At 54.3% G+C, this 26572-nt stretch carries 20 protein-coding genes and 1 tRNA gene; 13 read left to right on the top strand and 8 right to left on the bottom strand.

The genetic code is table 11. The features are described from left to right. Positions 1 to 6: 6 nt before the first annotated feature. From NA330_RS03920 to clpA, 3 genes are all read left to right on the top strand, one after another. A complete protein-coding gene (locus tag NA330_RS03920) occupies positions 7 to 84 on the top strand; it encodes a hypothetical protein (protein WP_212742690.1) in 78 nt (25 codons plus the stop codon). 95 nt (positions 85 to 179) lie between these two features. Continuing rightward, positions 180 to 500 (top strand): ATP-dependent Clp protease adapter ClpS, encoded by a 321-nt coding sequence (clpS, locus tag NA330_RS03915; RefSeq protein ID WP_017440908.1) that lies wholly within the window; start codon positions 180 to 182, stop codon positions 498 to 500. Positions 501 to 530: 30 nt separating this feature from the next. Next, positions 531 to 2807: an ATP-dependent Clp protease ATP-binding subunit ClpA gene (gene clpA, locus NA330_RS03910; protein ID WP_000934064.1), complete on the top strand. Its 2277-nt coding sequence runs from the start codon at positions 531 to 533 to the stop codon at positions 2805 to 2807. A 374-nt stretch (positions 2808 to 3181) separates the two neighbouring features. Here the strand turns inward: clpA and NA330_RS03905 are convergent. From NA330_RS03905 to NA330_RS03895, 3 genes are all read right to left on the bottom strand, one after another. After that, positions 3182 to 3269 (bottom strand) — tRNA-Ser (locus NA330_RS03905). Between the two features lie 148 nt (positions 3270 to 3417). Beyond that, positions 3418 to 4095 carry a hydrolase gene (locus tag NA330_RS03900; RefSeq protein ID WP_000097893.1) on the bottom strand — a complete coding sequence of 226 codons (678 nt, stop codon included), beginning with the start codon at positions 4093 to 4095 and terminating at the stop codon, positions 3418 to 3420. A gap of 19 nt (positions 4096 to 4114) precedes the next feature. After that, entirely contained in the window at positions 4115 to 4975 is an 861-nt protein-coding gene (locus tag NA330_RS03895) for a pirin family protein (RefSeq protein ID WP_000809969.1), read from the bottom strand. Positions 4976 to 5083: 108 nt separating this feature from the next. Here NA330_RS03895 and NA330_RS03890 point away from each other — a divergent pair, with 108 nt between their 5' ends. Continuing rightward, complete coding sequence (locus NA330_RS03890; RefSeq protein ID WP_000597928.1) at positions 5084 to 5995, top strand: LysR family transcriptional regulator; 912 nt, start codon at positions 5084 to 5086, stop codon at positions 5993 to 5995. 90 nt (positions 5996 to 6085) lie between these two features. Here NA330_RS03890 and infA read toward each other — a convergent pair whose 3' ends face one another. The 5 genes from infA to trxB form a co-directional block, all read right to left on the bottom strand. Next, the gene (gene infA, locus NA330_RS03885) at positions 6086 to 6304 is read right to left on the bottom strand and encodes a translation initiation factor IF-1 (RefSeq protein WP_001040187.1); all 219 of its coding nucleotides are present in this window, start codon (positions 6302 to 6304) and stop codon (positions 6086 to 6088) included. 311 nt (positions 6305 to 6615) lie between these two features. Further along, the gene (gene aat, locus NA330_RS03880) at positions 6616 to 7320 is read right to left on the bottom strand and encodes a leucyl/phenylalanyl-tRNA--protein transferase (protein ID WP_001241650.1); all 705 of its coding nucleotides are present in this window, start codon (positions 7318 to 7320) and stop codon (positions 6616 to 6618) included. 44 nt (positions 7321 to 7364) lie between these two features. Beyond that, entirely contained in the window at positions 7365 to 9086 is a 1722-nt protein-coding gene (cydC, locus tag NA330_RS03875; protein WP_023242441.1) for a heme ABC transporter ATP-binding protein/permease CydC, read from the bottom strand. Further along, positions 9087 to 10853 carry a heme ABC transporter permease/ATP-binding protein CydD gene (cydD, locus tag NA330_RS03870; protein WP_023242440.1) on the bottom strand — a complete coding sequence of 589 codons (1767 nt, stop codon included), beginning with the start codon at positions 10851 to 10853 and terminating at the stop codon, positions 9087 to 9089. Positions 10854 to 10966: 113 nt separating this feature from the next. Further along, the gene (trxB, locus tag NA330_RS03865) at positions 10967 to 11935 is read right to left on the bottom strand and encodes a thioredoxin-disulfide reductase (RefSeq protein ID WP_000537406.1); all 969 of its coding nucleotides are present in this window, start codon (positions 11933 to 11935) and stop codon (positions 10967 to 10969) included. A gap of 545 nt (positions 11936 to 12480) precedes the next feature. On the opposite strand from trxB, the gene lrp reads away from it, so the two are divergent. The 9 genes from lrp (at position 12481) to NA330_RS03820 (ending at position 26474) form a co-directional block, all read left to right on the top strand. Continuing rightward, positions 12481 to 12975: a leucine-responsive transcriptional regulator Lrp gene (gene lrp / locus NA330_RS03860; protein ID WP_000228469.1), complete on the top strand. Its 495-nt coding sequence runs from the start codon at positions 12481 to 12483 to the stop codon at positions 12973 to 12975. A 134-nt stretch (positions 12976 to 13109) separates the two neighbouring features. Continuing rightward, entirely contained in the window at positions 13110 to 17144 is a 4035-nt protein-coding gene (ftsK, locus tag NA330_RS03855; RefSeq protein ID WP_023242439.1) for a DNA translocase FtsK, read from the top strand. Positions 17145 to 17286: 142 nt separating this feature from the next. Then, on the top strand, positions 17287 to 17898 hold the full coding sequence (gene lolA, locus NA330_RS03850; protein ID WP_001519746.1) for an outer membrane lipoprotein chaperone LolA: 612 nt from the start codon (positions 17287 to 17289) through the stop codon (positions 17896 to 17898). A 9-nt stretch (positions 17899 to 17907) separates the two neighbouring features. Further along, complete coding sequence (gene rarA, locus NA330_RS03845; protein WP_000067789.1) at positions 17908 to 19251, top strand: replication-associated recombination protein RarA; 1344 nt, start codon at positions 17908 to 17910, stop codon at positions 19249 to 19251. A gap of 258 nt (positions 19252 to 19509) precedes the next feature. Continuing rightward, positions 19510 to 20802, top strand: coding sequence for a serine--tRNA ligase (gene serS / locus NA330_RS03840; protein ID WP_000886697.1), 1293 nt, complete (start codon positions 19510 to 19512; stop codon positions 20800 to 20802). Positions 20803 to 21038: 236 nt separating this feature from the next. After that, positions 21039 to 23483, top strand: coding sequence for a dimethylsulfoxide reductase subunit A (dmsA, locus tag NA330_RS03835; protein ID WP_000850250.1), 2445 nt, complete (start codon positions 21039 to 21041; stop codon positions 23481 to 23483). 10 nt (positions 23484 to 23493) lie between these two features. Continuing rightward, positions 23494 to 24111 carry a dimethylsulfoxide reductase iron-sulfur subunit DmsB gene (gene dmsB / locus NA330_RS03830; protein ID WP_000213069.1) on the top strand — a complete coding sequence of 206 codons (618 nt, stop codon included), beginning with the start codon at positions 23494 to 23496 and terminating at the stop codon, positions 24109 to 24111. Position 24112: 1 nt separating this feature from the next. Continuing rightward, on the top strand, positions 24113 to 24976 hold the full coding sequence (locus NA330_RS03825; protein WP_000534681.1) for a dimethyl sulfoxide reductase anchor subunit family protein: 864 nt from the start codon (positions 24113 to 24115) through the stop codon (positions 24974 to 24976). A 349-nt stretch (positions 24977 to 25325) separates the two neighbouring features. Further along, the gene (locus NA330_RS03820) at positions 25326 to 26474 is read left to right on the top strand and encodes an MFS transporter (RefSeq protein ID WP_000109272.1); all 1149 of its coding nucleotides are present in this window, start codon (positions 25326 to 25328) and stop codon (positions 26472 to 26474) included. Positions 26475 to 26572 lie beyond the last annotated feature (98 nt).

The raw sequence follows: 26572 nt of genomic DNA, 5'->3' as shown, positions 1-26572 counted from the left end.
GTAAAAATGAATCAAAAATTTGAAGCAGTTAACGCTATTGCCGGGAATGTGACAGATGTCGCGGATGGTACTGATAGATGTTAGTTATCTATCAATTGAGGTAGATTGATTGTGTGCATAGACTCTGGTCAGCGGCAGATTTTCCTGCCGACAACCGTAACCGATAATGACGACTGACAATGGGTAAGACGAACGATTGGCTGGATTTTGACCAGTTGGTGGAAGATAGCGTGCGCGAGGCGCTAAAACCGCCATCTATGTATAAAGTGATATTAGTCAATGATGACTACACTCCGATGGAGTTTGTTATTGACGTGTTACAAAAATTCTTTTCTTATGATGTAGAACGTGCAACGCAATTGATGCTTGCGGTTCACTATCAAGGCAAAGCCATCTGCGGCGTGTTCACCGCCGAGGTGGCGGAAACCAAAGTGGCGATGGTGAACAAGTATGCAAGGGAGAACGAGCATCCGTTGCTGTGTACGCTGGAAAAAGCCTGAATGCAGGTATAAAAATTGGGGGAGGTGCCTATGCTCAATCAAGAACTGGAACTCAGTTTAAACATGGCTTTCGCCAGAGCGCGCGAGCACCGTCATGAGTTTATGACCGTCGAGCATCTGTTGCTGGCGCTGCTCAGCAACCCATCGGCTCGCGAAGCGCTGGAAGCATGCTCCGTGGATCTGGTGGCGCTCCGTCAGGAACTCGAAGCCTTCATTGAACAAACCACACCCGTACTGCCTGCCAGTGAAGAAGAGCGTGATACGCAGCCGACGTTAAGTTTCCAGCGTGTCCTGCAACGTGCCGTCTTCCACGTTCAGTCTTCCGGGCGTAGTGAAGTGACTGGCGCGAATGTGCTGGTGGCTATCTTTAGCGAACAGGAATCACAGGCGGCTTATCTGCTGCGCAAGCATGAAGTGAGCCGTCTGGATATCGTGAACTTTATTTCTCACGGGACGCGAAAAGACGAACCGAGCCAATCTTCCGATCTCGGCAATCAGCCAACTGGCGACGAACAAGCTGGCGGGGAGGAACGTATGGAAAACTTCACGACGAATCTTAACCAACTTGCTCGCGTGGGCGGCATCGATCCGCTGATTGGTCGTGAAAAAGAACTGGAGCGCGCGATCCAGGTCTTGTGTCGTCGCCGTAAAAATAACCCGTTGCTGGTAGGGGAATCCGGCGTCGGCAAAACGGCGATTGCCGAAGGGCTGGCCTGGCGTATCGTGCAGGGCGATGTGCCGGAAGTGATGGCCGATTGCACCATTTACTCGCTGGATATCGGTTCGCTGCTGGCGGGCACCAAATACCGCGGCGATTTTGAAAAACGGTTTAAGGCGTTGCTGAAACAGCTTGAGCAGGATACCAACAGCATCCTGTTTATCGATGAAATCCATACCATTATCGGCGCTGGCGCGGCGTCGGGCGGACAGGTGGATGCGGCAAATCTGATTAAACCGCTGCTTTCCAGCGGTAAGATCCGGGTGATCGGCTCAACGACTTATCAGGAATTCAGCAATATTTTTGAGAAAGACCGTGCATTAGCACGCCGTTTCCAGAAAATTGATATTACCGAGCCTTCGGTAGAAGAGACGGTGCAAATTATCAACGGCTTGAAACCTAAGTACGAAGCGCACCACGACGTGCGTTATACCGCGAAAGCGGTGCGTGCGGCGGTCGAGCTGGCGGTAAAATATATCAATGACCGCCATCTGCCGGATAAAGCCATTGACGTGATTGACGAAGCGGGCGCTCGGGCGCGTCTGATGCCGGTGAGCAAACGTAAGAAAACGGTCAACGTGGCGGATATTGAGTCCGTAGTGGCGCGAATTGCGCGAATTCCTGAAAAGAGCGTCTCGCAGAGCGATCGCGATACGCTGAAGAACCTGGGCGATCGTCTGAAAATGCTGGTCTTCGGCCAGGATAACGCGATTGAGGCGCTGACCGAAGCTATTAAGATGAGTCGTGCGGGGTTGGGCCATGAGCATAAACCTGTCGGCTCATTCTTGTTCGCCGGGCCAACTGGCGTAGGGAAAACTGAAGTTACGGTACAGCTTTCAAAAGCGCTGGGTATTGAGCTGTTGCGCTTCGATATGTCCGAATATATGGAGCGTCATACGGTGAGCCGTTTGATCGGCGCGCCTCCGGGATACGTCGGTTTCGACCAGGGCGGGCTGCTGACGGATGCGGTGATTAAGCATCCTCATGCGGTGCTGTTGCTGGATGAGATCGAAAAAGCGCACCCGGATGTCTTTAACCTGCTGCTGCAGGTGATGGATAACGGTACGCTGACCGATAACAACGGCCGTAAGGCGGATTTCCGCAACGTGGTGCTGGTGATGACCACCAACGCCGGCGTGCGAGAAACCGAACGTAAATCTATTGGTCTTATTCATCAGGACAACAGTACCGATGCGATGGGCGAGATCAAGAAAGTGTTTACGCCGGAGTTCCGTAACCGTCTCGACAACATTATTTGGTTCGATCATCTGTCTGGCGAGGTGATTCATCAGGTTGTCGATAAGTTTATCGTCGAGTTGCAGGCTCAGTTGGATCAGAAAGGCGTCTCTCTGGAAGTCAGTCAGGAAGCGCGCGACTGGCTGGCGGAAAAGGGCTATGACCGGGCGATGGGCGCACGACCAATGGCGCGTGTGATTCAGGACAACCTGAAAAAACCGCTGGCCAATGAGTTGCTGTTTGGATCGCTGGTTGATGGCGGACAGGTCACCGTCGCGCTGGATAAAGAGAAAAATGCGTTGACGTATGGCTTCCAGAGTGCGCAAAAGCACAAGCCGGAAGCCGCGCATTAATCTTCGTTTCACTGCCGTACAAACCGGGCCTTAGCGCCCGGTTTTTTTATGCTGGCTAATAGTTAGCCTGATGGCGTTGTGCTTGCGGTAGGCGGATAAGGCGCTTGTAAATTGCGCCATCATCCGGTAATCGACGGGGGGGTAATGCGAAAAAAAGTCCGTACTTTCGTACGAACTCTTTCTTGAATATGGCGGTGAGGGGGGGATTGACTCGCTGCGCTCGCCCTTCGGGCAGCCCGTTCGCTGCGCGCCCGGTCTGTCCAACTGGCTGCGCCAGTTGTCGAACCCCGGTCGGGTGTTCTCATCCCCCCTTAGTTTGGGGGATACATATAAGCAAAAAGCCCGTACTTCTGTACAGGCTCTCAACTTAAATATGGCGGTGAGGGGGGGATTCGAACCCCCGATACGTTGCCGTATACACACTTTCCAGGCGTGCTCCTTCAGCCACTCGGACACCTCACCATATTGTATTGCTGCCTGACCGCTTGGGGGGCAACGGGGCGCTACTATAGGGAGTTGCGCTAAAACGGTCAAGCAGAATTTACATATTCACTGTCGTTTGCTCATGCAATAGACACAATCCCCGCCCAAACTGGCGCGGGGAGGCAAATTAGCGCTGTGAATCCAACATTTCGTTGTTTTTCACCACATCCTGCGCTTTGCTGTAGCTTTCGATCAGCAGTTGATAGGCCGGGAATACCTGAGTATAAACGTCGGCCCACGCGGCGGCGTCTTCACGGTTCCAGGTGCCTTGCAGCTCAGAGGCGACTGCGGCAGTATCCATCGGTACGACGCCAGCCTGTACGATACGCGCCAGGGTGATCTCCTGCGCCATCTTACTGTAGGTGCCGGATGCGTCGATCACGGCAAATACCTTATAGCCTTCCGCTACCGCGCTAATGGCCGGGAATGCCATACACACGCTGGTAATCGTCCCGGCAATGATCAGCGTCTTACGACCCGTCGCTTTTACCGCCTTAACGAAATCTTCGTTATCCCAGGCGTTAATTTCACCTTTGCGCGCAATATACTGCGCATGTGGCGCATTAGCGTGGATCTCCGGGATCAGCGGGCCGTTCGGACCTTGCGGTACGGATGCCGTGGTAATGACCGGCATTTTCGCTAACGTCGCCATCTTCGCCAACGCCGCGGCGCGAGCGCGTAATTCCGGCATTGGCATATCGCCTACGGTCTGGAAAAGACCGCTTTGATGATCGATTAAAAGCATCACGGAATCGTTAACATCAATTACCGGGCGCAAACCATTAAAATTAGCAGGACTTGACATCGTGTTCTCCTTCATGTTTTCAGATTTGGCCAAAACGGCCGGAGTTGAAATCGCGGACTGCTTCTGCGATCTCTTGTTTCGTGTTCATAACAAATGGGCCGTAACCCACAATCGGTTCATTCAGCGGCTCGCCTGATAACAGCAATACGCTGGCGTCGCTGCTGGCCTCAAGGTGCAGCGTTTTCCCTTGCTGGCTCAACACCACCAGTTGCGCTTCGTTGACCGGCGTCGTGCCGTTCACCGTGATATTGCCTTTCAGTACCACCAGCGCGGTGCTCCATCCTTCCGGCTGTGCCAATGTAAGCTGGCGATTGCGTTGCAGGCGCATATCCCAGACATTGAGCGGCGAGAAAGTGTGCGCCGGGCCTTTTGTCTCTTCATAACGCCCTGCGATGACCCGCACGACTCCGGCGTCATCCGGCAACGTAACGGTCGGGATAACATCGTGGGTAATGCTTTGATAACCCGGGGTGGTCATTTTGTCCTTCATTGGAAGGTTAACCCACAACTGCACCATTTCCAGTTCGCCGCCCCGACGGGTAAACGCGTCGGAATGGAACTCTTCATGCAAAATGCCTGCGCCTGCGGTCATCCACTGAACGTCGCCCGGGCCGATAACGCCGCCGCGACCGGTAGAGTCCCGATGCTCGACTTCGCCACTATAAACAATCGTCACGGTCTCGAAACCGCGGTGTGGATGCTCCCCAACACCGCGTTTTTCATTACCCGGCGTAAATGTGTGCGGCCCGGCATAATCCAGCAGCAGGAAGGGACTCAACTGCTGCGCATGTGACTGATAAGAAAAGAGTGAACGAACCGGAAATCCATCGCCAACCCAGTGCGGGCGAGGTGCGGTATAGACGCCTGTAATCTGTTTCATGGTGTTCTCCTCAGTGGCGTTGTCTTGATGTGAATAAGCTTATATTCATGACAAAAGGTTCGGTAGTGGCTAAAATGGCTCATACCGTTCCATTAATAGGACAATGTAATGATAAAAACGGATCTCAATGATTTTGCGTGGTTTGTGCATGTGGTCGAAGAGGGTGGGTTTGCCGCGGCGGGGCGTGCGCTTGATGAACCAAAATCAAAACTGAGCCGGCGTATTGCGCAACTGGAGGAACGGCTGGGCGTGCGATTGATTCAGCGAACTACCCGGCAGTTTAACGTTACCGAAGTGGGACAAACATTCTATGAGCACTGTAAAGCGATGCTGGTGGAAGCTCAGGCGGCGCAGGATGCCATTGCCGCATTGCAGGTAGAGCCTCGCGGTATCGTGAAGCTGACCTGCCCGGTGACGCTGCTGCATGTACACATCGGCCCAATGCTGGCGAAATTTATGGCGCGTTATCCTGATGTTTCGCTACAGCTTGAAGCGACCAATCGTCGGGTGGACGTCGTAGGGGAGGGGGTGGATGTGGCGATTCGCGTCAGGCCGCGCCCGTTTGAAGATAGCGACCTGGTGATGCGCGTCCTGGCTGACAGAGGGCATCGCCTGTTTGCCAGCCCGGATCTTATCGCACGGATGGGAATCCCTTCCGCGCCGGCGGAGTTGAGCCATTGGCCAGGGCTAAGTCTTGCATCCGGCAAGCATATCCACCGCTGGGAACTTTACGGCCCGCAGGGCGCGCGTGCGGAAGTCCATTTTACCCCGCGTATGATTACTACAGACATGTTGGCGCTACGCGAGGCGGCGATGGCGGGCGTGGGGCTTGTGCAGCTACCTGTCTTAATGGTGAAAGAACAACTGGCCGCCGGTGAACTGGTCGCGGTGCTGGAAGAGTGGGAGCCCCGGCGGGAGGTTATTCATGCTGTGTTCCCATCCCGGCGAGGATTATTACCTTCCGTACGCGCGTTGGTCGATTTTTTGACGGAAGAGTATGCGCGCATGGTGGAAGAGTAACCTGCTCGTCATTCATCGACTTAATGGACGCAAAAAAGGCCGGTTAAACCGACCTTTTATCCAGCCGCCCTTCAGGGCGTGAGGAGACAATTAGCGACTACGGAAGACAATGCGGCCTTTGCTCAGGTCGTACGGGGTCAGCTCAACGGTCACTTTGTCGCCCGTCAGGATGCGGATGTAGTTCTTACGCATTTTACCGGAGATGTGTGCAGTAACCACGTGACCGTTTTCTAACTCTACGCGGAACATGGTATTAGGTAACGTTTCGAGAACGGTACCTTGCATTTCAATATTGTCTTCTTTGGCCATCTAATCCTCTGGGGTATCACTACCATAATTTGAACCGGCAAGATAATGCCGAACTTCTTTTGATAAGTAAAGATTTGTGCGTTTAAAACACAGCAAACCAGGTTTAGCACATGATTCCGCGACACACGACAACGCCGCGTTATACACCTTTTCCCTGATACTACCGCCTGATGTATCGACATAAGCGCAACATATAAGGGAACGGTGAAATAAACGATGGGCGTTACCTGACAACGGGCTGCGGGATAATGAGCTAAACCAATTCTGCGGCAGCAATTATAACACCCCAATAAAAAATGTGCCGAAAACATTCACTTCCGGGGCAAAAATAATGTCCGCGGCACCCAAAAACGGGAGGCCAGCGGCTGTTGGCGTAAGGCCGCGAGGTGATCGAGGTAGTCACGACGTGGAATTTCAATGGCACCGAGCGAGGCGGTATGACTATTAAGTACCTGACAATCAATAAGTTTACCGCCGTGGCGGGTAAATTCAGCGCAAAAAACCAGCAGTGCGGTTTTAGAGGCATTCTCCTGGCGGCTAAACATCGATTCGCCGCAAAATAGCGCCCCCTGCGAGACGCCATACATCCCGCCGACCAGTTCCCGATCGCGCCACACTTCAATGGAGTGCGCGTGGCCCAATTCATGTAATCGGCGATAGGCTTCCTCAATACCACGCGTTATCCAGGTGCCTTCGTCACGGTGATTGGCGCATCCATCAATGACCCGGTCGAAAGCGTAATTGAGCGTCACGCGGTAAGGGGATGCGTTGTGAAAGCGCTTCATGCTGCGACTGAGATGAAACTTTTCAGGCCACAGCACGGCGCGCGGATCGGGCGACCACCACAGAATCGGGTCGCCCGGCGAAAACCACGGGAAAATCCCGTGCTGGTAGGCCATTAACAACCGGGCAGGGCTGAGATCGCCGCCCAGCGCCAGTAAACCGTTAGGCTCGCGTAAAGCGCCTTCCGGCGAAGGGAAGGCGATAGAATGTCGGGAAAGCTGAACCAGACGCATGACGGCGAAACTCCAGTACGCAAGTCGGATCGTTCAATAATAGCTTACAGACGTTGTTTAAACTGATAATAGCGCCCTTGTCCGGCTAACAATTCTGCATGAGTGCCTCGCTCAATGATGCGCCCGTCGTCCATTACGATGATTTGATCAAAACGGGCCAGGCCGCGCAAACGGTGAGTCACCATCAGGACGGTTTTTTCGCGCATCACATCGGCAAGTAATTCCAGCATTTCGCTCTCGGTGGTCGCATCCAGCCCCTCAGTAGGCTCATCCAACAGCATCAACGGGGCATCGTGCAACAGCGCGCGGGCGATGGCCAGGCGACGAAGTTCGCCGCCGGATAGCAGACGACCGCCTTCGCCGAGCCAGCTATTAAGCCCACTATCTTCGAGCAGATTTTCGAGGCCGACGCGACGCAGCATGTCGGAAAGGGCTTCGTCGCTGGCATTGGGCGCCGCCAGTAATAAATTATCACGCAGCGTGGCGCTGAACAGGTGGACACGCTGCGGCACCACGCTGATAGTCCGGCGTAAGGCGGATTCGCTCAGCGAGGATAGCGGAAGATCGTTGAGCAGAATTTCGCCTTGTTGCGGGTCCCAGGCGCGGGTGAGTAGCTGCAACAGCGTTGATTTTCCGCAGCCGGTACGCCCCAGAATAGCGACATGCTCGCCAGGATTAGCCTGTAATGAGAGGGCATTGAGCGCATTAATCGGCTGGTCGGGATAACGAAACGAAACGTCCCGCAGGGTGAGTGTGACCTTTTCCGGCGCGGGAGTTTCTGCCTGTGGAAAGGTCACCTCCGGTTTTTGCTCCGTTAATTCAGTGATACGAAGCGCAGAGGCGATAACCTGCCCCAGATGCTGGAATGCGCCGGTAACGGGCGCAAGCGCCTCGAAAGCCGCCAGCGCGCAGAAGACAAACAGCGCGATGAGCGCGCCGGGCTGCGTATTGCCGCCAACGCCGCCGGAGGCCATCCACAACATTAACATCACCGCCAGCGCGCCAATCAGCAGCATTAACGTCTGCGATAAGGCGGTCAGTTCAGACTGTCGGCGTTGGGCCTCATGCCATTGTAATTCGGTGGCTTCCATTTGCGCCCGATAGCGTTTGCTGGCGCCAAAAATGGTGAGTTCCGCCTGGCCCTGTAACCATGACGTGAGCTGCTGGCGATACTGACCGCGTAGATGCGTCAGATTTTGGCCGGTATTTTTGCCGGCGCGATAAAACACCGGCGGCATAATAAACAGCGTCAACAGCATAATGCCGCCCAGCGTGATCGCCAGCGTCACGTCGAGAACGCTAAGCCCCAGGGTGACAATCATAATCACTACAAAAGCGCCGACCAGCGGGGAGATGACGCGCAAATAGAGATGATCCAGCGTGTCAACGTCGGCAACGATGCGGTTCAGCAGTTCACCTTGCTGATATCGCGCCAGACCCGCGGGGGAGAGCGGTAAAAGTTTGCTAAAGGTATAAATACGCAGATGTTGCAGCACGCGGAACGTGGCGTCATGACTTACCAGACGTTCAAAATAACGACCAGCGGTACGGGTAATGGCCGCGCCGCGCACGCCGGCTGCCGGGAGCATATAGTTAAAACTGTAAATTCCCGCGAAGCCTGCGATAGCGGACGCGGACAGGAACCAGCCGGAAAGCGTCAGCAGCCCGATACTGGCAAGCAGGGTCAGGATTGCCAGCGCAATTCCCAGCGTTAGCATCCATTTATGGCGTTTATAAAGCGTCAGATAAGGGAGTAGCGCGCGCATTTAAATATCCTCCTGACGATGAGCCAATAACGTCGCAAAAGCGCCGTTGGCGGCGCTGAGTTCGGCATAACTGCCTTGTTCGACAATCGCGCCATCTTGCATAACCCAGATAGCGTCCCAGTCGGCGAGATCTTCCAACTGATGCGTCACCATTAATGTGGTCTGGCGTTTTGACGCCGCTTTTAACGCCTGCATGACGCGTTGCTCGCTGTGAGCGTCCAGGCTTGCCGCCGGTTCATCCAGCAGTAGCAGTTGACAGGGATTAAGTAGCGCACGGGCGACCGCTACACGCTGTGCCTGGCCGACGGAAAGTCTGCTGGCATGATTGCCGAGCGGGGTGTCTACTCCCTGCGGCAGCAGCGGTAAAAACTCGCTTACCCATGCGGCGTCAAGCGCGGCATAAAGTTCCTGCTCGCTGGCGTCCGGGCGCGCCAGTAATACATTTTCGCGTAGCGTCGCCGCAGGTAATTGCGGGTTTTGCCCAACCCAGGAGAGATGCTGGCGCCAGGATTCCGGCGAGAGATCGCGAAGCTCGACACCGTTAATACGCAAAGATCCCTGATAGGAGAGAAAACCGGATAATACATTCAACAGAGTGCTTTTACCGGAACCGCTGCGTCCTACCAGGACGGCGCGTTCTCCTGCCGCTAATGAGAAATTCAGCGGCCCGGCAAGCGTTTTGCCTTCTGGCGAGGTGATAATAAGATTGACTGCGTCAATGGTTACAGGTTCGTTTTCCGCCAGCTCAACTTCGCCGCGCGCCGGGTGGGCGAGGGGCGTTTCCAGAAACGTCTTCAGACTATCCGCCGCGCCAACCGCCTGCGCCTTAGCATGATAAAACGTGCCGAGGTCGCGTAACGGCTGGAAAAACTCCGGCGCGAGGATCAAGGCGAGGAACCCGGCGGCGAGCGTCACACCGGTACCGTAATGACCAAAGTTCAGCTCGCCCAGGTAAGAGAAGCCAAAATAAACGGCGACCAGCGCAATAGAAAGCGAGGTGAAAAACTCCAGCACGCCGGAAGATAAAAAGGCGAGGCGCAGAACTTCCATCGTGCGCTGACGAAAATCTTGCGATGCTGCGCGAATGTTCTCGGTTTCCGCTTCTCCACGACCGAAAATTCGCAGCGTTTCCATCCCGCGCAGACGGTCAAGAAAATGGCCGCTTAGCCGGGCAAGCGCCAGGAAATTGCGGCGGTTGGCGTCAGCCGCGCCCATCCCCACCATCGCCATAAATAGGGGAATGAGCGGGGCAGTGCCCAGCAGAATCAGCGCCGCCGCCCAGTTTGACGGGAAAATCGCCGCCACGATTAAGAGCGGTACGCAAACGGCAAGCGCCATTTGCGGCAGATAGCGCGCATAATAGTCATGCATATCGTCAATCTGTTCCAACACCAGCGTCGCCCAGCTACCGGCGGGCTTGCCCTGAATCCAGGCTGGGCCGGCTTGCTGCAGACGATCCAACACCTGACGGCGGATCTCAAAGCGAATATGTTGTCCGGCATGAAAACCGACGCGCTCGCGCAACCACACCACCCAGGCGCGGAGGACAAAGACCAGTATCAGCAGGATAAAAGGGAGCAACAGCGCTTCCCGTGGAATGTTCTCCATGATCATATGTTGCAGGATACGCGCCATGATCCAGGCCTGAGCGACAATTAATACGCCACTCATGAACCCCAACAGGCGGGAAATATTCAACCACCGTTGGGAGATTACGCTTTGCTGTTTTAACCAGCGGGTCAGCTCTTTTTGACGGGTTTTATTCATTGCACGCTTAGCAGGTGAGTTATTGGAATTTCAGGCAGGGCAATGTTACAACGACGCAAAAATAAAGGCGACTTATAGTCGCCTTTTTTACTTTTGTTACTGATTTGTAAAAACTATTTGCTCGCGTCGGCCAGACCATCGAGATAGCGTTCAGCATCCAGCGCCGCCATACAGCCCGTACCTGCAGAGGTGATCGCCTGACGGTAAATATGATCCATAACGTCACCCGCCGCGAATACGCCAGGGATGCTGGTTTGTGTGGCGTTGCCATGGGTGCCGGACTGAACTTTGATATAACCATTTTCCAGCTCAAGCTGGCCTTCGAAGAGCGCCGTGTTTGGGCTATGACCGATGGCTACGAAAAGTCCGGCGATGTCCAGCGTCTCGATATTATCGCTCTGCTGCGTGTCGCGAAGACGCAGACCAGTAACGCCCATCTGATCGCCGGTCACTTCTTCCAGCGTCCGGTTGGTGTGCAGAATGATATTGCCATTTTCGACTTTATCCATCAGGCGCTTAATGAGGATTTTTTCAGCGCGGAAACCGTCACGGCGATGGATAAGGTGCACTTCCGAAGCGATGTTGGACAGATAAAGCGCTTCTTCAACCGCGGTGTTGCCGCCGCCGATCACCGCTACTTTCTGATTGCGGTAGAAGAAACCGTCGCAGGTTGCGCAGGCGGAAACGCCGCGCCCTTTAAAGGCTTCTTCCGATGGCAGCCCCAGATAGCGCGCGGAAGCGCCGGTCGCAATGATCAACGCATCACAAGTGTACTCTGCGCTGTCACCTGTCAGACGGAACGGACGATTTTGCAGATCCACTTTGTTGATGTGATCAAAAATTATCTCGGTTTCAAATTTTGCCGCATGTTCATGCATGCGTTCCATTAGCAGCGGGCCGGTCAAATCGTTTGGATCGCCGGGCCAGTTTTCCACTTCCGTCGTGGTAGTCAGTTGACCGCCTTTTTCCATACCGGTAATAAGTACCGGCTGTAAATTTGCGCGCGCGGCATACACCGCCGCGGTATATCCCGCCGGTCCTGAGCCCAGAATAAGCAGCTTACTGTGTTTGGTCGTGCCCATGAGATCCCCATAGTTGTTGGCAGACAATGAGCAGAATTGTAGGGAATTTACAGACGTAAAAAAAGAGCATAACGATTTTGTTAACAATATGTGTAATAGCATGAACCGATGAACGACCGCGACAGCGACGTTATCATCACAAACTTTAATTAAAATCGGTAACTTATAAGGTGACGAAATGACAGTTTACCGCCCTCTCTAATGAATAACTGGCATGTTGTACTAAAAATCGATGTTTTGCTTTGACAATCACCTGCTGTTTTGCGAAAACATTCGAGGAAGAAAAAACTGTGTTATGTATGTGCTGCATAATCATGCATGTAAATACCATGTTTACCGGGCTAGTGAAATCTACGCATGGCGTGGACAGACGCCATTCGTGATGTCGATAGCTGCCGCGAGGCAACGGTCTTCTCACCATAGACCAGGCATTGCGCGCCGTTAATCCCTCTGGGTTTCGGTCTATTGTGATGGGCAGCGACTCTGAACAGTGATGTGAGTAGAGTCAGGCAGGAGTAGGGAAGGAATACAGAGAGACAATAATAATGGTAGATAGCAAGAAGCGCCCTGGCAAAGATCTCGACCGTATCGATCGTAACATTCTTAATGAACTGCAAAAGGATGGGCGTATTTCCAACGTCGAGCTTTCTAAACGAGTAGGACTTTCGCCGACACCTTGCCTTGAGCGTGTGCGTCGGCTGGAGCGACAGGGGTTTATCCAGGGCTATACGGCGCTGTTGAACCCGCATTATCTGGATGCGTCACTTCTGGTATTCGTTGAGATTACCTTAAATCGCGGCGCGCCGGATGTGTTTGAACAGTTTAATGCCGCCGTGCAAAAGCTTGAAGAGATTCAGGAGTGTCATTTGGTTTCCGGCGATTTCGACTACCTGTTGAAAACCCGTGTACCGGATATGTCAGCGTATCGAAAACTATTGGGAGAGACGTTGCTGCGCTTGCCAGGTGTGAACGACACCCGAACTTACGTAGTGATGGAAGAGGTAAAACAGAGTAATCGTCTGGTTATTAAGACACGCTAACACGGAACAGGTGCAAAATCGCCGTAGTTTGATTACACTCCTGTTAATCCATACAGCAACAGTGCCGGGGCAACCCGGTGCTGTTGTCCGTTTTAGCATCGGGCGGGAAAAGCCTGGAACCTGGAGAGCCTTTTTTGAGCCAGGAATATACTGAAGACAAAGACGTCACATTGACGAAGTTAAGCAGCGGGCGCCGACTTCTGGAAGCGTTGTTGATACTTATTGCCCTTTTTGCCGTCTGGTTGATGGCGGCCTTGTTGAGTTTTAACCCTTCGGACCCCAGTTGGTCGCAAACCGCCTGGCATGAACCCATCCATAATTTAGGCGGCGCGCCGGGCGCGTGGCTGGCCGATACACTGTTCTTTATTTTTGGCGTAATGGCCTACACCATCCCTGTCATTATTGTCGGCGGGTGTTGGTTTGCGTGGCGTCATCAGTCTACGGATGATTACATCGACTATTTTGCTGTGTCGCTACGCCTTATTGGCGTGCTGGCGCTGATTCTCACTTCCTGCGGTCTGGCGGCCATTAATGCCGACGATATTTGGTATTTCGCCTCCGGCGGCGTAATTGGCAGCCTGTTAAGCACCACGCTGCAGCCGTTGTTGCATAGTAGCGGCGGAACGATAATGCTTCTCTGTATTTGGGCTGCCGGGCTGACGCTCTTTACCGGCTGGTCCTGGGTCAGTATCGCCGAAAAATTAGGCGGCTGGCTGCTTAATATACTGACCTTCGCCAGCAACCGTACCCGGCGTGATGATACGTGGGTTGACGACGAAGAGTATGATGACGAATACGATGAAGAAACCGACGGCGTGCAGCGTGAATCTCGCCGGGCGCGTATTTTGCGCGGCGCGTTGGCGCGTCGTAAGCGACTGGCTGAAAAATTCAGCAATCCACGGGGCCGTCAGACCGATGCCGCGCTCTTTTCCGGCAAACGGATGGATGATGACGAGGACATTCAGTATAGCGCGCGCGGCGTCGCTGCCGATCCTGACGACGTTCTGTTTTCGGGCAACCGTGCGACGCAGCCGGAATATGATGAATATGATCCGCTGTTAAACGGCCATTCTGTCACCGAACCGGTCGCCGCCGCTGCGGCTGCAACCGCCGTCACCCAGACGTGGGCAGCGTCCGCCGATCCCATAATGCAAACGCCGCCCATGCCGGGGGCTGAGCCGGTTGTCGCGCAACCGACCGTGGAGTGGCAGCCCGTACCGGGACCGCAAACCGGCGAACCGGTTATCGCGCCTGCGCCGGAGGGGTATCAGCCGCATCCGCAATATGCTCAACCGCAGGAGGCGCAAAGTGCGCCGTGGCAGCAACCTGTGCCTGTCGCTTCCGCGCCGCAATACGCCGCGACGCCAGCGACCGCAGCAGAATATGACTCTCTTGCGCCGCAGGAAACACAGCCGCAATGGCAGGCGCCGGATGCCGAACAACACTGGCAGCCGGAGCCGCCCCATCAGCCGACGCCGGTTTATCAGCCGGAGCCGATAGCGGCTGAACCTTCTCACATGCCGCCGCCGGTTATCGAACAGCCGGTTGCCACCGAGCCTGAACCTGACACAGAAGAGACCAGACCTGCCCGTCCTCCGCTTTACTATTTTGAAGAGGTGGAAGAGAAACGCGCCCGTGAGCGCGAACAACTGGCGGCATGGTATCAACCGATTCCGGAGCCGGTAAAAGAGAACGTGCCGGTCAAACCTACGGTATCTGTCGCGCCATCCATACCGCCAGTGGAAGCGGTAGCCGCCGCCGCGTCGCTTGACGCAGGTATTAAGAGTGGCACCCTGGCAGCAGGCGCCGCGGCCGCTGCGCCTGCCTTTAGTCTGGCTACCGGCGGCGCGCCGCGTCCGCAGGTGAAAGAGGGGATTGGTCCGCAACTGCCGCGTCCGAACCGCGTTCGCGTGCCGACCCGACGGGAACTGGCATCGTACGGTATTAAGCTGCCGTCACAGAGGATTGCAGAAGAAAAAGCCCGCGAGGCGGAGCGCAATCAGTACGAGACGGGCGCGCAGCTAACAGATGAAGAAATAGATGCAATGCATCAGGACGAGTTAGCCCGTCAGTTTGCGCAGTCGCAGCAGCATCGTTATGGTGAGACGTATCAGCATGATACTCAACAGGCAGAAGATGACGATACCGCTGCGGAAGCTGAATTAGCCCGCCAGTTTGCCGCTTCGCAACAGCAGCGCTATTCCGGCGAGCAACCCGCTGGCGCGCAGCCGTTCTCACTGGACGATCTGGATTTCTCGCCAATGAAAGTATTGGTTGATGAAGGTCCGCACGAACCGCTGTTCACGCCGGGTGTCTTGCCCGAGTCAACACCTGTTCAGCAACCGGTAGCGCCGCAGCCGCAGCCTCAGCCACAGTACCAGCAGCCGCAACAGCCGGTAGCGCCGCAACCGCAGTATCAGCAGCCGCAGCAGCCGGTAGCACCGCAGCCGCAGTATCAGCAGCCGCAGCAGCCGGTAGCACCGCAGCCGCAGTATCAGCAGCCGCAACAGCCGGTAGCACCGCAGCCGCAGCAGCCGGTAGCGCCTCAGCCGCAGTATCAGCAGCCGCAACAGCCGGTAGCGCCGCAGCCACAGTATCAGCAGCCGCAACAGCCGACAGCGCCGCAAGACAGCCTGATCCACCCGCTGTTGATGCGTAACGGCGACAGTCGTCCATTACAGCGTCCGACGACGCCGCTGCCTTCGTTAGATCTTTTGACGCCGCCGCCGAGCGAAGTTGAACCGGTAGATACCTTTGCGCTGGAACAAATGGCGCGTCTGGTTGAAGCGCGTCTGGCGGATTTCCGCATTAAAGCTGATGTGGTGAACTATTCGCCAGGCCCGGTCATTACTCGTTTTGAACTGAATCTGGCCCCGGGCGTTAAAGCAGCGCGTATCTCCAACCTTTCCCGGGATCTGGCGCGCTCATTGTCAACGGTAGCCGTACGCGTTGTGGAAGTCATTCCAGGCAAACCTTACGTAGGGTTGGAATTGCCGAACAAGAAACGGCAAACCGTTTATCTGCGCGAAGTGTTGGATAACGCCAAATTCCGCGAGAATCCGTCGCCGCTTACCGTGGTGTTAGGTAAGGATATCGCGGGCGATCCGGTAGTGGCGGATCTGGCGAAAATGCCTCACCTGCTGGTGGCCGGTACGACCGGTTCCGGTAAGTCGGTCGGGGTTAACGCCATGATCCTCAGTATGCTGTATAAAGCGCAGCCGGAAGACGTTCGCTTTATCATGATCGACCCGAAAATGTTAGAACTCTCGGTCTATGAAGGTATACCGCATCTGCTGACGGAAGTTGTTACCGACATGAAAGACGCGGCTAACGCGTTACGCTGGAGCGTTAATGAGATGGAGCGTCGCTATAAGCTGATGTCCGCGCTCGGCGTGCGTAATCTGGCTGGGTATAACGAGAAAATCGCCGAAGCGGCCCGCATGGGACGTCCGATTCCGGACCCGTACTGGAAGCCGGGCGACAGTATGGATGTTCAGCATCCGGTTCTGGAAAAACTGCCGTATATCGTGGTACTGGTTGATGAATTTGCCGACCTGATGATGACCGTCGGTAAAAAAGTTGAAGAGCTGATCGCGCGTCTGGCGCAGAAAGCGCGCGCCGCGGGGATTCACCTGGTACTGGCGACGCAGCGTCCGTCGGTCGATGTGATTACTGGTTTAATTAAAGCCAACATTCCAACCCGTATCGCTTTTACCGTATCCAGCAAGATCGACTCCCGCACCATTCTTGATCAGGGTGGCGCTGAGTCGCTATTGGGAATGGGGGACATGCTCTATTCCGGACCAAACTCCACCATGCCGGTACGTGTCCATGGGGCGTTTGTGCGTGACCAGGAAGTCCATGCGGTGGTGCAGGACTGGAAAGCGCGCGGTCGTCCGCAATATGTGGATGGCATTACCTCCGACAGCGAAAGCGAAGGTGGCGGTGGCGGTTTTGACGGCGGCGAAGAATTAGATGCGCTATTCGATCAGGCCGTTAATTTCGTCACCCAGAAGCGTAAAGCGTCCATTTCCGGCGTTCAGCGTCAGTTCCGCATCGGCTATAACCGTGCGGCGCGTATTATCGAACAGATGGAAGCGCAGGGTATTGTCAGCGCTCAGGGGCATAACGGTAATCGTGAAGTGCTGGCTCCGCCGCCTTTTGAGTAAACCTGTAAGCCGGATGGCGCTGTGCAGGCTGCCATCCGGCAACAAAATTCAGTATTTTCTTCTTTCCTCATGCTGATTTTTGGCCTGGAATAGAAAGCAAAAGGAGCTCCTGGTCGGGAGTGTCGAAACCTGAGGAATAATGATGAAAAAAATGGCAATCGCCTGTGCATTACTTTCAAGCGTTGTAGCCAGCAGCGTATGGGCTGACGCCGCCAGCTCTCTGAAAAGCCGTCTGGATAAAGTGAGCAGCTTTCATGCCACCTTTACTCAAAAAGTCACCGATGGCAGCGGTGCCGCGGTGCAGGAGGGACAGGGTGATTTATGGGTTAAGCGGCCAAATCTATTCAACTGGCATATGACGCAACCTGACGAGAGTATTCTGGTTTCTGACGGCAAAACGTTATGGTTCTATAACCCGTTTGTAGAACAGGCTACCGCCACGTGGTTGAAAGATGCCACCGGAAATACACCGTTTATGCTGATAGCCCGCAACCAGGCCAGCGACTGGCAGCAGTATAATATTAAGCAGGATGGCGATAATTTTGTGCTGACGCCGAAAGCCAGCAACGGCAATCTGAAACAGTTCACCATCAATGTGGGACGCGACGGGACTATCCACCAGTTTAGCGCCGTAGAACAAGACGATCAGCGTAGCGCCTATCAGCTAAAATCCCAGCAAAACGGCGCTGTCGATCCGTCAAAATTTACGTTTACTCCGCCGCAAGGGGTAACGATAGACGACCAACGTAAGTAGAGGCGATGAGTGAGCAATCTGTCGCTCGATTTTTCTGATAATACGTTTCAACCGCTGGCCGCGCGAATGCGGCCGGAAAATTTAGCGCAGTATATCGGCCAGCAGCATTTGCTGGCCGCAGGTAAGCCGTTGCCTCGCGCTATTGAGGCCGGGCATCTGCACTCCATGATTTTATGGGGGCCGCCAGGGACGGGGAAAACCACGCTCGCTGAAGTGATCGCCCGCTACGCCAGCGCCGATGTCGAGCGTATTTCCGCCGTCACTTCTGGGGTAAAAGAGATTCGTGAAGCTATCGAGCGCGCCCGCCAGAATCGTAATGCCGGTCGCCGTACCATCCTGTTTGTCGATGAAGTGCATCGCTTTAACAAAAGCCAGCAGGACGCCTTTTTACCGCATATCGAAGATGGCACTATCACCTTTATCGGCGCGACCACGGAAAATCCCTCTTTTGAGCTGAACTCGGCGCTATTGTCGCGAGCGCGGGTCTATCTGCTGAAATCGTTGACCACTGACGATATTGAGCAAGTACTGGACCAGGCGATGCAGGACAAAACGCGTGGTTACGGCGATCAGGATATCGTGTTACCGGATGAGACACGGCGAGCGATTGCTGAGCTGGTCAATGGCGACGCGCGGCGCGCCTTAAATACGCTGGAAATGATGGCTGACATGGCGGAGGTGGATGATAGCGGCAAACGCGTTTTATTGCCCGCCTTGTTGACCGAGATCGCCGGCGAGCGCAGCGCGCGTTTTGATAACAAAGGCGATCGCTTCTACGATCTTATTTCCGCCTTACATAAATCAGTGCGCGGCAGCGCGCCGGATGCCGCCCTCTATTGGTATGCCCGTATCATTACCGCGGGAGGCGATCCGCTGTACGTGGCGCGTCGCTGCCTGGCGATTGCCTCGGAAGATGTGGGTAATGCCGATCCGCGCGCGATGCAGGTCGCTATTGCCGCGTGGGATTGTTTCACCCGCGTCGGTCCGGCTGAAGGCGAAAGGGCGATCGCGCAGGCTATCGTTTATCTCGCCTGCGCGCCGAAGAGCAACGCCGTCTATACCGCCTTTAAGGCTGCGCTGGCCGACGCGCGCGAACGTCCTGATTATGACGTTCCTGTCCATCTGCGTAATGCGCCAACCAAACTGATGAAAGAGATGGGCTATGGCCAGGAGTACCGCTATGCCCACGATGAGCCCAATGCCTATGCTGCGGGTGAAGTGTACTTCCCGCCGGAAATCGCGCAAACGCGCTATTATCATCCGACAAATCGTGGTCTGGAAGGCAAGATTGGCGAAAAGCTCGCCTGGCTGGCTGAACAGGATCAAAATAGCCCCACAAAACGCTACCGCTAGTGTAAACGTTGCGGTAAGGTTATCTCTAAATATGATGCTCCAGGTATCATGGCGTTGATGATGAATCTCGTTATGCCTGATAGCACGTTGCTTATGAGGTCCGCGGGTATAGCGCAATGGATGCGTTGTTGCTGTCGTCGGTCAGGTAAGGCGAAAACGTCGCTATTACGTAAACGCGGTTTACGTTCATCAATACAATCAGAGGCGATCATCAATTGATCGCGTTTCCTTTTATTATTCGATAAGCACAGGATAAGCATGCTCGATCCCAATCTGCTGCGTAATGAGCCAGACGCAGTCGCTGAAAAACTGGCACGCCGGGGCTTTAAGCTGGATGTAGATAAGCTGCGCGCTCTTGAAGAGCGTCGTAAAGTTTTGCAGGTCAACACGGAAAACCTGCAGGCGGAGCGTAATTCTCGATCGAAATCCATCGGCCAGGCGAAAGCGCGCGGGGAAGATATCGAGCCTTTACGCCTGGAAGTGAATAAACTGGGCGAAGAGCTGGATGCGGCGAAAGCCGAGCTGGATACCTTGCTGGCGGAGATCCGCGATATCGCGCTGACCATCCCAAACCTGCCTGCGGATGAAGTGCCGGTAGGTAAAGATGAAAACGACAACGTTGAAGTCAGCCGCTGGGGTACCCCGCGTGAGTTTGATTTTGAAATCCGCGATCACGTCACCTTAGGGGAAATGCACTCCGGCCTCGACTTTGCCGCCGCGGTTAAGCTGACCGGCTCCCGTTTTGTGGTGATGAAAGGACAGATTGCGCGTATGCATCGCGCATTGTCGCAGTTCATGTTGGATCTGCATACGGAACAGCACGGCTATAGCGAAAACTACGTGCCGTATCTGGTTAACCACGACACGCTGTATGGCACCGGTCAACTGCCGAAATTCGCAGGCGACTTGTTCCATACCCGTCCGCTGGAAGAAGAAGCAGACAGCAGCAACTATGCTTTGATCCCGACGGCGGAGGTTCCGCTGACCAATCTGGTACGCGATGAAATCATCGACGAAGATCAGCTGCCGATTAAAATGACGGCGCATACGCCTTGTTTCCGTTCTGAAGCAGGTTCTTATGGCCGTGATACCCGTGGCCTGATTCGTATGCATCAGTTTGACAAAGTGGAAATGGTGCAGATCGTTCGCCCGGAAGATTCTATGGCTGCGTTGGAAGAGATGACCGGTCACGCGGAAAAAGTGCTCCAGCTACTGGGACTGCCGTACCGTAAAATTATTCTGTGCACTGGCGATATGGGCTTCGGCGCCTGCAAAACCTATGACCTCGAAGTCTGGGTTCCGGCGCAGAATACCTACCGCGAGATCTCTTCCTGCTCTAACGTCTGGGACTTCCAGGCGCGTCGTATGCAGGCACGCTGTCGCAGCAAGTCCGACAAAAAGACCCGTCTGGTCCATACCCTGAATGGTTCTGGTCTGGCGGTAGGTCGTACCCTGGTGGCCGTGATGGAAAACTATCAGCAGGCTGATGGCCGCATTGAAGTGCCGGAAGTATTACGTCCGTACATGAACGGACTGGAATATATCGGCTAATCCTCGCTTTCTCCTCTTCTAAAAAGCGCCTTCGGGCGCTTTTTTTATGCCAGTTTGATACCGGACAATAATCCCTACCCTATTAGGGGTAATACTGATTTCGAATGAAGGTCAGTTTTTAACACTATTTTTCTACTTTTTCGATATATATCAGACTTTATAGCGATGCTATCGATATATAAAATTCTATACATCGTTTTATTGCTTTTTTATTGTGAGCAGCAGAGTGAGCCCTTATGAAAACTAAGATCCCTGATGCCGTGCTGGCAGCCGAGGTGAGCCGTCGTGGTTTAGTCAAAACCACCGCGATAGGCGGCCTGGCGATGGCCAGTAGCGCATTTACCCTGCCATTTACCCGCATCGCTAACGCCGCAGAGGCGATAAGCCCGGCGAAAACCGGCGAGAAAGTCGTCTGGAGCGCCTGTACGGTAAACTGTGGCAGCCGTTGTCCGCTACGTATGCATGTTGTGGATGGCGAAATCAAATATGTAGAAACGGATAATACCGGAAACGATGATTACGATGGCCTGCATCAGGTTCGCGCCTGCCTGCGCGGTCGTTCTATGCGTCGTCGCGTCTATAACCCGGATCGGCTCAAGTATCCGATGAAGCGCGTCGGCGCGCGCGGCGAAGGTAAATTTGAGCGTATTAGCTGGGACGAAGCCTACGATATCATTGCCACCAATATGCAGCGTCTTATCAAAGAGTATGGCAACGAGTCCATTTATCTGAACTATGGCACGGGAACGCTGGGCGGCACTTTGACACGTTCATGGCCGCCGGGAAAAACGCTGGTCGCTCGTCTGATGAACTGCTGCGGCGGTTATCTGAACCACTACGGTGATTACTCTTCCGCGCAAATCGCAGCGGGTCTGAATTACACCTATGGCGGCTGGGCGGATGGCAATAGTCCATCCGACATTGAAAACAGTAAGCTGGTGGTGTTGTTTGGTAATAACCCTGGCGAAACCCGCATGAGCGGGGGCGGTGTAACCTATTATCTTGAACAGGCGCGGCAGAAATCAAACGCGCGGATGATCATTATCGACCCTCGTTACACCGACACTGGCGCTGGTCGCGAAGATGAGTGGATTCCGATTCGTCCAGGTACCGATGCGGCGCTGGTCAATGGTCTGGCATATGTCTTAATCACCGAGAACATGGTCGATCAGCCGTTCCTGGATAAATATTGCGTCGGTTATGACGAAAAAACCTTGCCTGCCAGCGCGCCGAAAAACGGTCACTACAAAGCCTATATTCTGGGCCAGGGTAAAGACGGTATCGCGAAGACGCCGGAGTGGGCGGCGCAAATTACCGGTATCCCGGCGGATCGCATTATTAAGCTGGCGCGAGAAATCGGCAGCGCTAAACCCGCCTATATTTGCCAGGGATGGGGACCACAACGTCATGCTAATGGAGAAATCGCCACGCGCGCCATCTCGATGCTGGCGATCCTGACGGGTAATGTTGGGATTAACGGCGGTAACAGCGGCGCGCGCGAAGGGTCTTATGCCCTGCCATTTGAACGTATGCCCACGTTAGAAAACCCGGTTGAAACCAGCATCTCCATGTTTATGTGGACCGATGCCATTGAACGCGGCCCGGAAATGACAGCGTTGCGTGATGGCGTGCGGGGGAAAGATAAGCTGGACGTGCCGATCAAAATGATCTGGAACTATGCTGGCAACTGTTTGATTAACCAGCACTCTGAGATTAACCGCACCCACGAAATCCTGCAGGATGACAAGAAATGCGAAATGATCGTCGTTATCGACTGTCATATGACCTCGTCGGCAAAATACGCCGATATTCTGTTGCCTGATTGCACTGCTTCTGAGCAGATGGACTTTGCGCTGGATGCCTCCTGCGGGAACATGTCTTACGTTATCTTCACTGACCAGGCGATTAAACCGCGCTTCGAGTGTAAGACGATTTATGAGATGACCAGCGAACTGGCGAAACGTCTTGGCGTGGAACAACAGTTTACCGAAGGACGGACGCAAGAAGAGTGGATGCGTCATCTGTACGAACAGTCGCGTAAATCCATTCCGAATCTGCCCACCTTTGAGGAGTTCCGTAAGCAAGGCATCTTCAAACAGCGTGACCCCGAAGGCCACCATGTCGCCTATAAAGACTTCCGCGAAGATCCGCAAGCGAATCCACTTACAACGCCATCGGGCAAGATTGAAATCTATTCACAGGCGTTGGCGGATATCGCCGCCACCTGGGAGCTGCCGGAAGGCGATGTGATCGATCCATTACCGATCTACACGCCAGGTTTTGAAAACTATAACGATCCGCTAACGGATAAATTCCCGCTGCAGTTGACGGGTTTCCACTATAAAGCGCGTGTGCATTCCACTTATGGCAACGTAGACGTACTGAAAGCCGCCTGTCGCCAGGAAATGTGGATTAACCCAATGGATGCGCAGAAACGCGGTATCAACAATGGCGATAAAGTCCGCATCTTCAACGATCGCGGCGAAGTACACATCGAGGCTAAAGTGACGCCGCGCATGATGCCGGGCGTGGTCGCCCTGGGAGAAGGCGCATGGTATGACCCGGATGCAAAACGCGTGGATCAGGGCGGATGTATTAACGTACTGACGACCCAACGTCCTTCTCCGCTGGCGAAGGGGAACCCGTCACATACGAACCTCGTTCAGGTTGAAAAGGCGTAAGGAGTAACCGATGACAACCCAGTATGGATTTTTTATTGATTCCAGCCGTTGCACCGGTTGCAAAACCTGCGAACTGGCCTGCAAGGACTACAAAGATTTGACCCCGGATGTCAGCTTCCGCCGCATTTATGAGTATGCGGGCGGCGACTGGCAGGAAGATAATGGCGTCTGGCACCAGAACGTCTTTGCCTACTATCTCTCCATCTCCTGTAACCACTGCGAAGACCCGGCCTGTACCAAAGTCTGCCCGAGCGGCGCGATGCACAAGCGCGATGACGGTTTTGTGGTGGTGAACGAAGAGGTCTGTATCGGTTGCCGCTACTGCCACATGGCCTGCCCGTACGGCGCGCCGCAGTACAACGCGGCCAAAGGTCATATGACCAAGTGCGACGGCTGTTATGACCGGGTGGCGGAAGGCAAGAAACCGATCTGCGTCGAATCCTGTCCGCTGCGGGCGCTGGATTTCGGCCCGATAGACGAACTGCGCAAAAAACACGGTGAGCTGGCTGCCGTCGCGCCGCTGCCGCGCGCGCATTTCACGAAGCCGAATATTGTGATTAAACCCAACGCCAACAGCCGCCCGACCGGGGACACTACCGGTTATCTGGCCAATCCGAAGGAGGTATAAGATGGGAAGTGGATGGCATGAATGGCCGTTGATGATCTTCACGGTCTTTGGTCAGTGCGTGGCCGGTGGTTTTATTGTTCTGGCTCTGGCGCTGATGAAGGGCGACCTGCGCGCGGAAACGCAGCAGCGGGTGATCGCCTGTATGTTTGGTCTGTGGGTGCTGATGGGGATTGGCTTTATCGCCTCGATGCTGCATCTGGGCTCGCCGATGCGCGCGTTTAACTCGCTTAACCGCGTGGGTGCTTCCGCACTGAGCAATGAAATTGCCAGCGGCTCGGTGTTTTTTGCGGTCGGCGGGATTGGCTGGCTGCTGGCGGTACTGAAAAAGCTGCCGCCGGCACTGCGCACACTCTGGCTGATTATCACGATGGTACTGGGCGTCGTCTTCGTCTGGATGATGGTACGCGTCTATAACAGCATCGATACAGTACCGACCTGGTATAGCGTCTGGACGCCGCTGGGCTTCTTCCTGACGCTCTTTATGGGGGGGCCGCTACTGGGTTATCTGCTGCTGCGCATCGCGGGCGTGAACGGTTGGGCGATGCGTCTGTTACCTGCGGTTTCGGTGCTGGCGCTGGTGGTTATTGCCATTATGGTGGCCATGCAGGGCGCGGAACTGGCGACGATTCACAGTTCCATTCAGCAGGCGTCTGCTCTGGTACCGGATTATGGTTCGCTGATGGCCTGGCGTATGGTGCTGCTTGCGGCGGCGTTGTGCTGCTGGATTGTGCCACAGTTAAAAGGGTATCAACCTGCGGTACCGTTGCTCTCTGTCGCCTTCATTCTGATGCTGGCGGGGGAATTGATTGGCCGCGGCGTATTCTATGGGCTGCATATGACCGTGGGCATGGCGGTAGCCAGCTAACGCGTTGACGCGCATTCGGCCTGCAGAACGTGCAGGCCGAATACGCCTTTAGCCGCCATCAATCTAAGGAATATAACCGGGGCGGAGAAGGCGCATATAAATCCATAGAGAAGAAAACGAAGCTAAAGGAACCATGAAATTTTTCGACTGAACAAAACGCCGATTTTGCGGGTTAGATCAATAAAAACAAGGGGATGAATTTTTAGCCTTTCAATATATTCACGTGCAGAATAAGTAAATCAAATCGATAGTCTCAAAACTTGCGGATCGCCCATGCGGAGCCGATTGACAATGTTTTTGGCGATGGCATGATGCGCATGAAATTTGAACTTCCTCACGGTTTTTATTCATGTCCACCTATACCCGTCCCGTCATGCTTTTGCTGTGCGGGCTACTTTTGTTGACCCTGGCCATTGCGGTACTGAATACGCTTGTGCCGCTGTGGCTTGCTCAGGCAAACCTTCCGACCTGGCAGGTGGGGATGGTCAGCTCGTCTTATTTTACCGGCAATCTGGTCGGGACGTTATTTACCGGGTATTTAATTAAACGCATTGGGTTTAACCGTAGCTATTATCTTGCCTCGCTGATCTTCGCCGCGGGTTGTGTCGGGTTGGGGGTGATGGTGGGGTTCTGGAGCTGGATGAGCTGGCGTTTTATTGCCGGCATCGGCTGCGCTATGATTTGGGTGGTTGTCGAAAGCGCGTTGATGTGCAGCGGAACCTCGCATAATCGCGGGCGCCTGCTTGCTGCCTATATGATGGTCTATTACATGGGGACCTTCCTTGGACAATTATTGGTCAGTAAAGTATCTGGTGAATTGCTGCACGTCCTTCCCTGGGTGACCGGAATGATTCTGGCGGGAATTCTGCCGCTACTCTTTACCCGAATTGTAAATCAGCAAACGCAGGCACGTCATTCCTCTTCTATTAGCGCCATGCTGAAGCTACGCCAGGCGCGTCTTGGCGTGAATGGTTGCATTATTTCCGGCATTGTTCTTGGTTCACTATATGGCCTGATGCCGTTATATCTGAAGCATCAGGGGATGGCTAACGCCAGCATCGGTTTCTGGATGGCGGTGCTGGTGAGCGCCGGCATTTTGGGGCAATGGCCAATGGGACGTCTGGCGGACAAATTTGGTCGCTTGCTGGTATTACGCGTACAGGTATTCGTTGTCATACTCGGTAGTATTGCCATGTTAACCCAGGCGGCGATGGCGCCAGCTCTGTTTATTCTGGGGGCGGCGGGTTTTACGCTTTATCCCGTCGCAATGGCCTGGGCCTGTGAAAAAGTCGAACACCACCAGCTTGTGGCAATGAACCAGGCACTGTTGTTAAGTTATACGGTAGGGAGCCTGTTGGGGCCGTCTTTTGCTGCGATGTTAATGCAGAATTATTCAGATAATCTGCTGTTTATTATGATCGCCAGCGTATCGTTTATTTATCTGCTGATGCTGTTACGTAACGCCGGCCAGACGCCTAATCCTGTCGCCCACACCTAACTGTTCTCTGAATCGTATGCAGGACGTGAGTCTTGCATACTCTTTGTTTATGTTTTACGTAAAATAATTGACCTGCATAATTTTCTTGCTTTACTGAA

The organism is Salmonella sp. NW722, assembly GCF_051702785.1.
GTDB lineage: Bacteria > Pseudomonadota > Gammaproteobacteria > Enterobacterales > Enterobacteriaceae > Salmonella > Salmonella enterica.
Note: the sequence above shows the minus strand (reverse complement) of the source record. Positions and strands in the feature narration are given on the sequence as shown.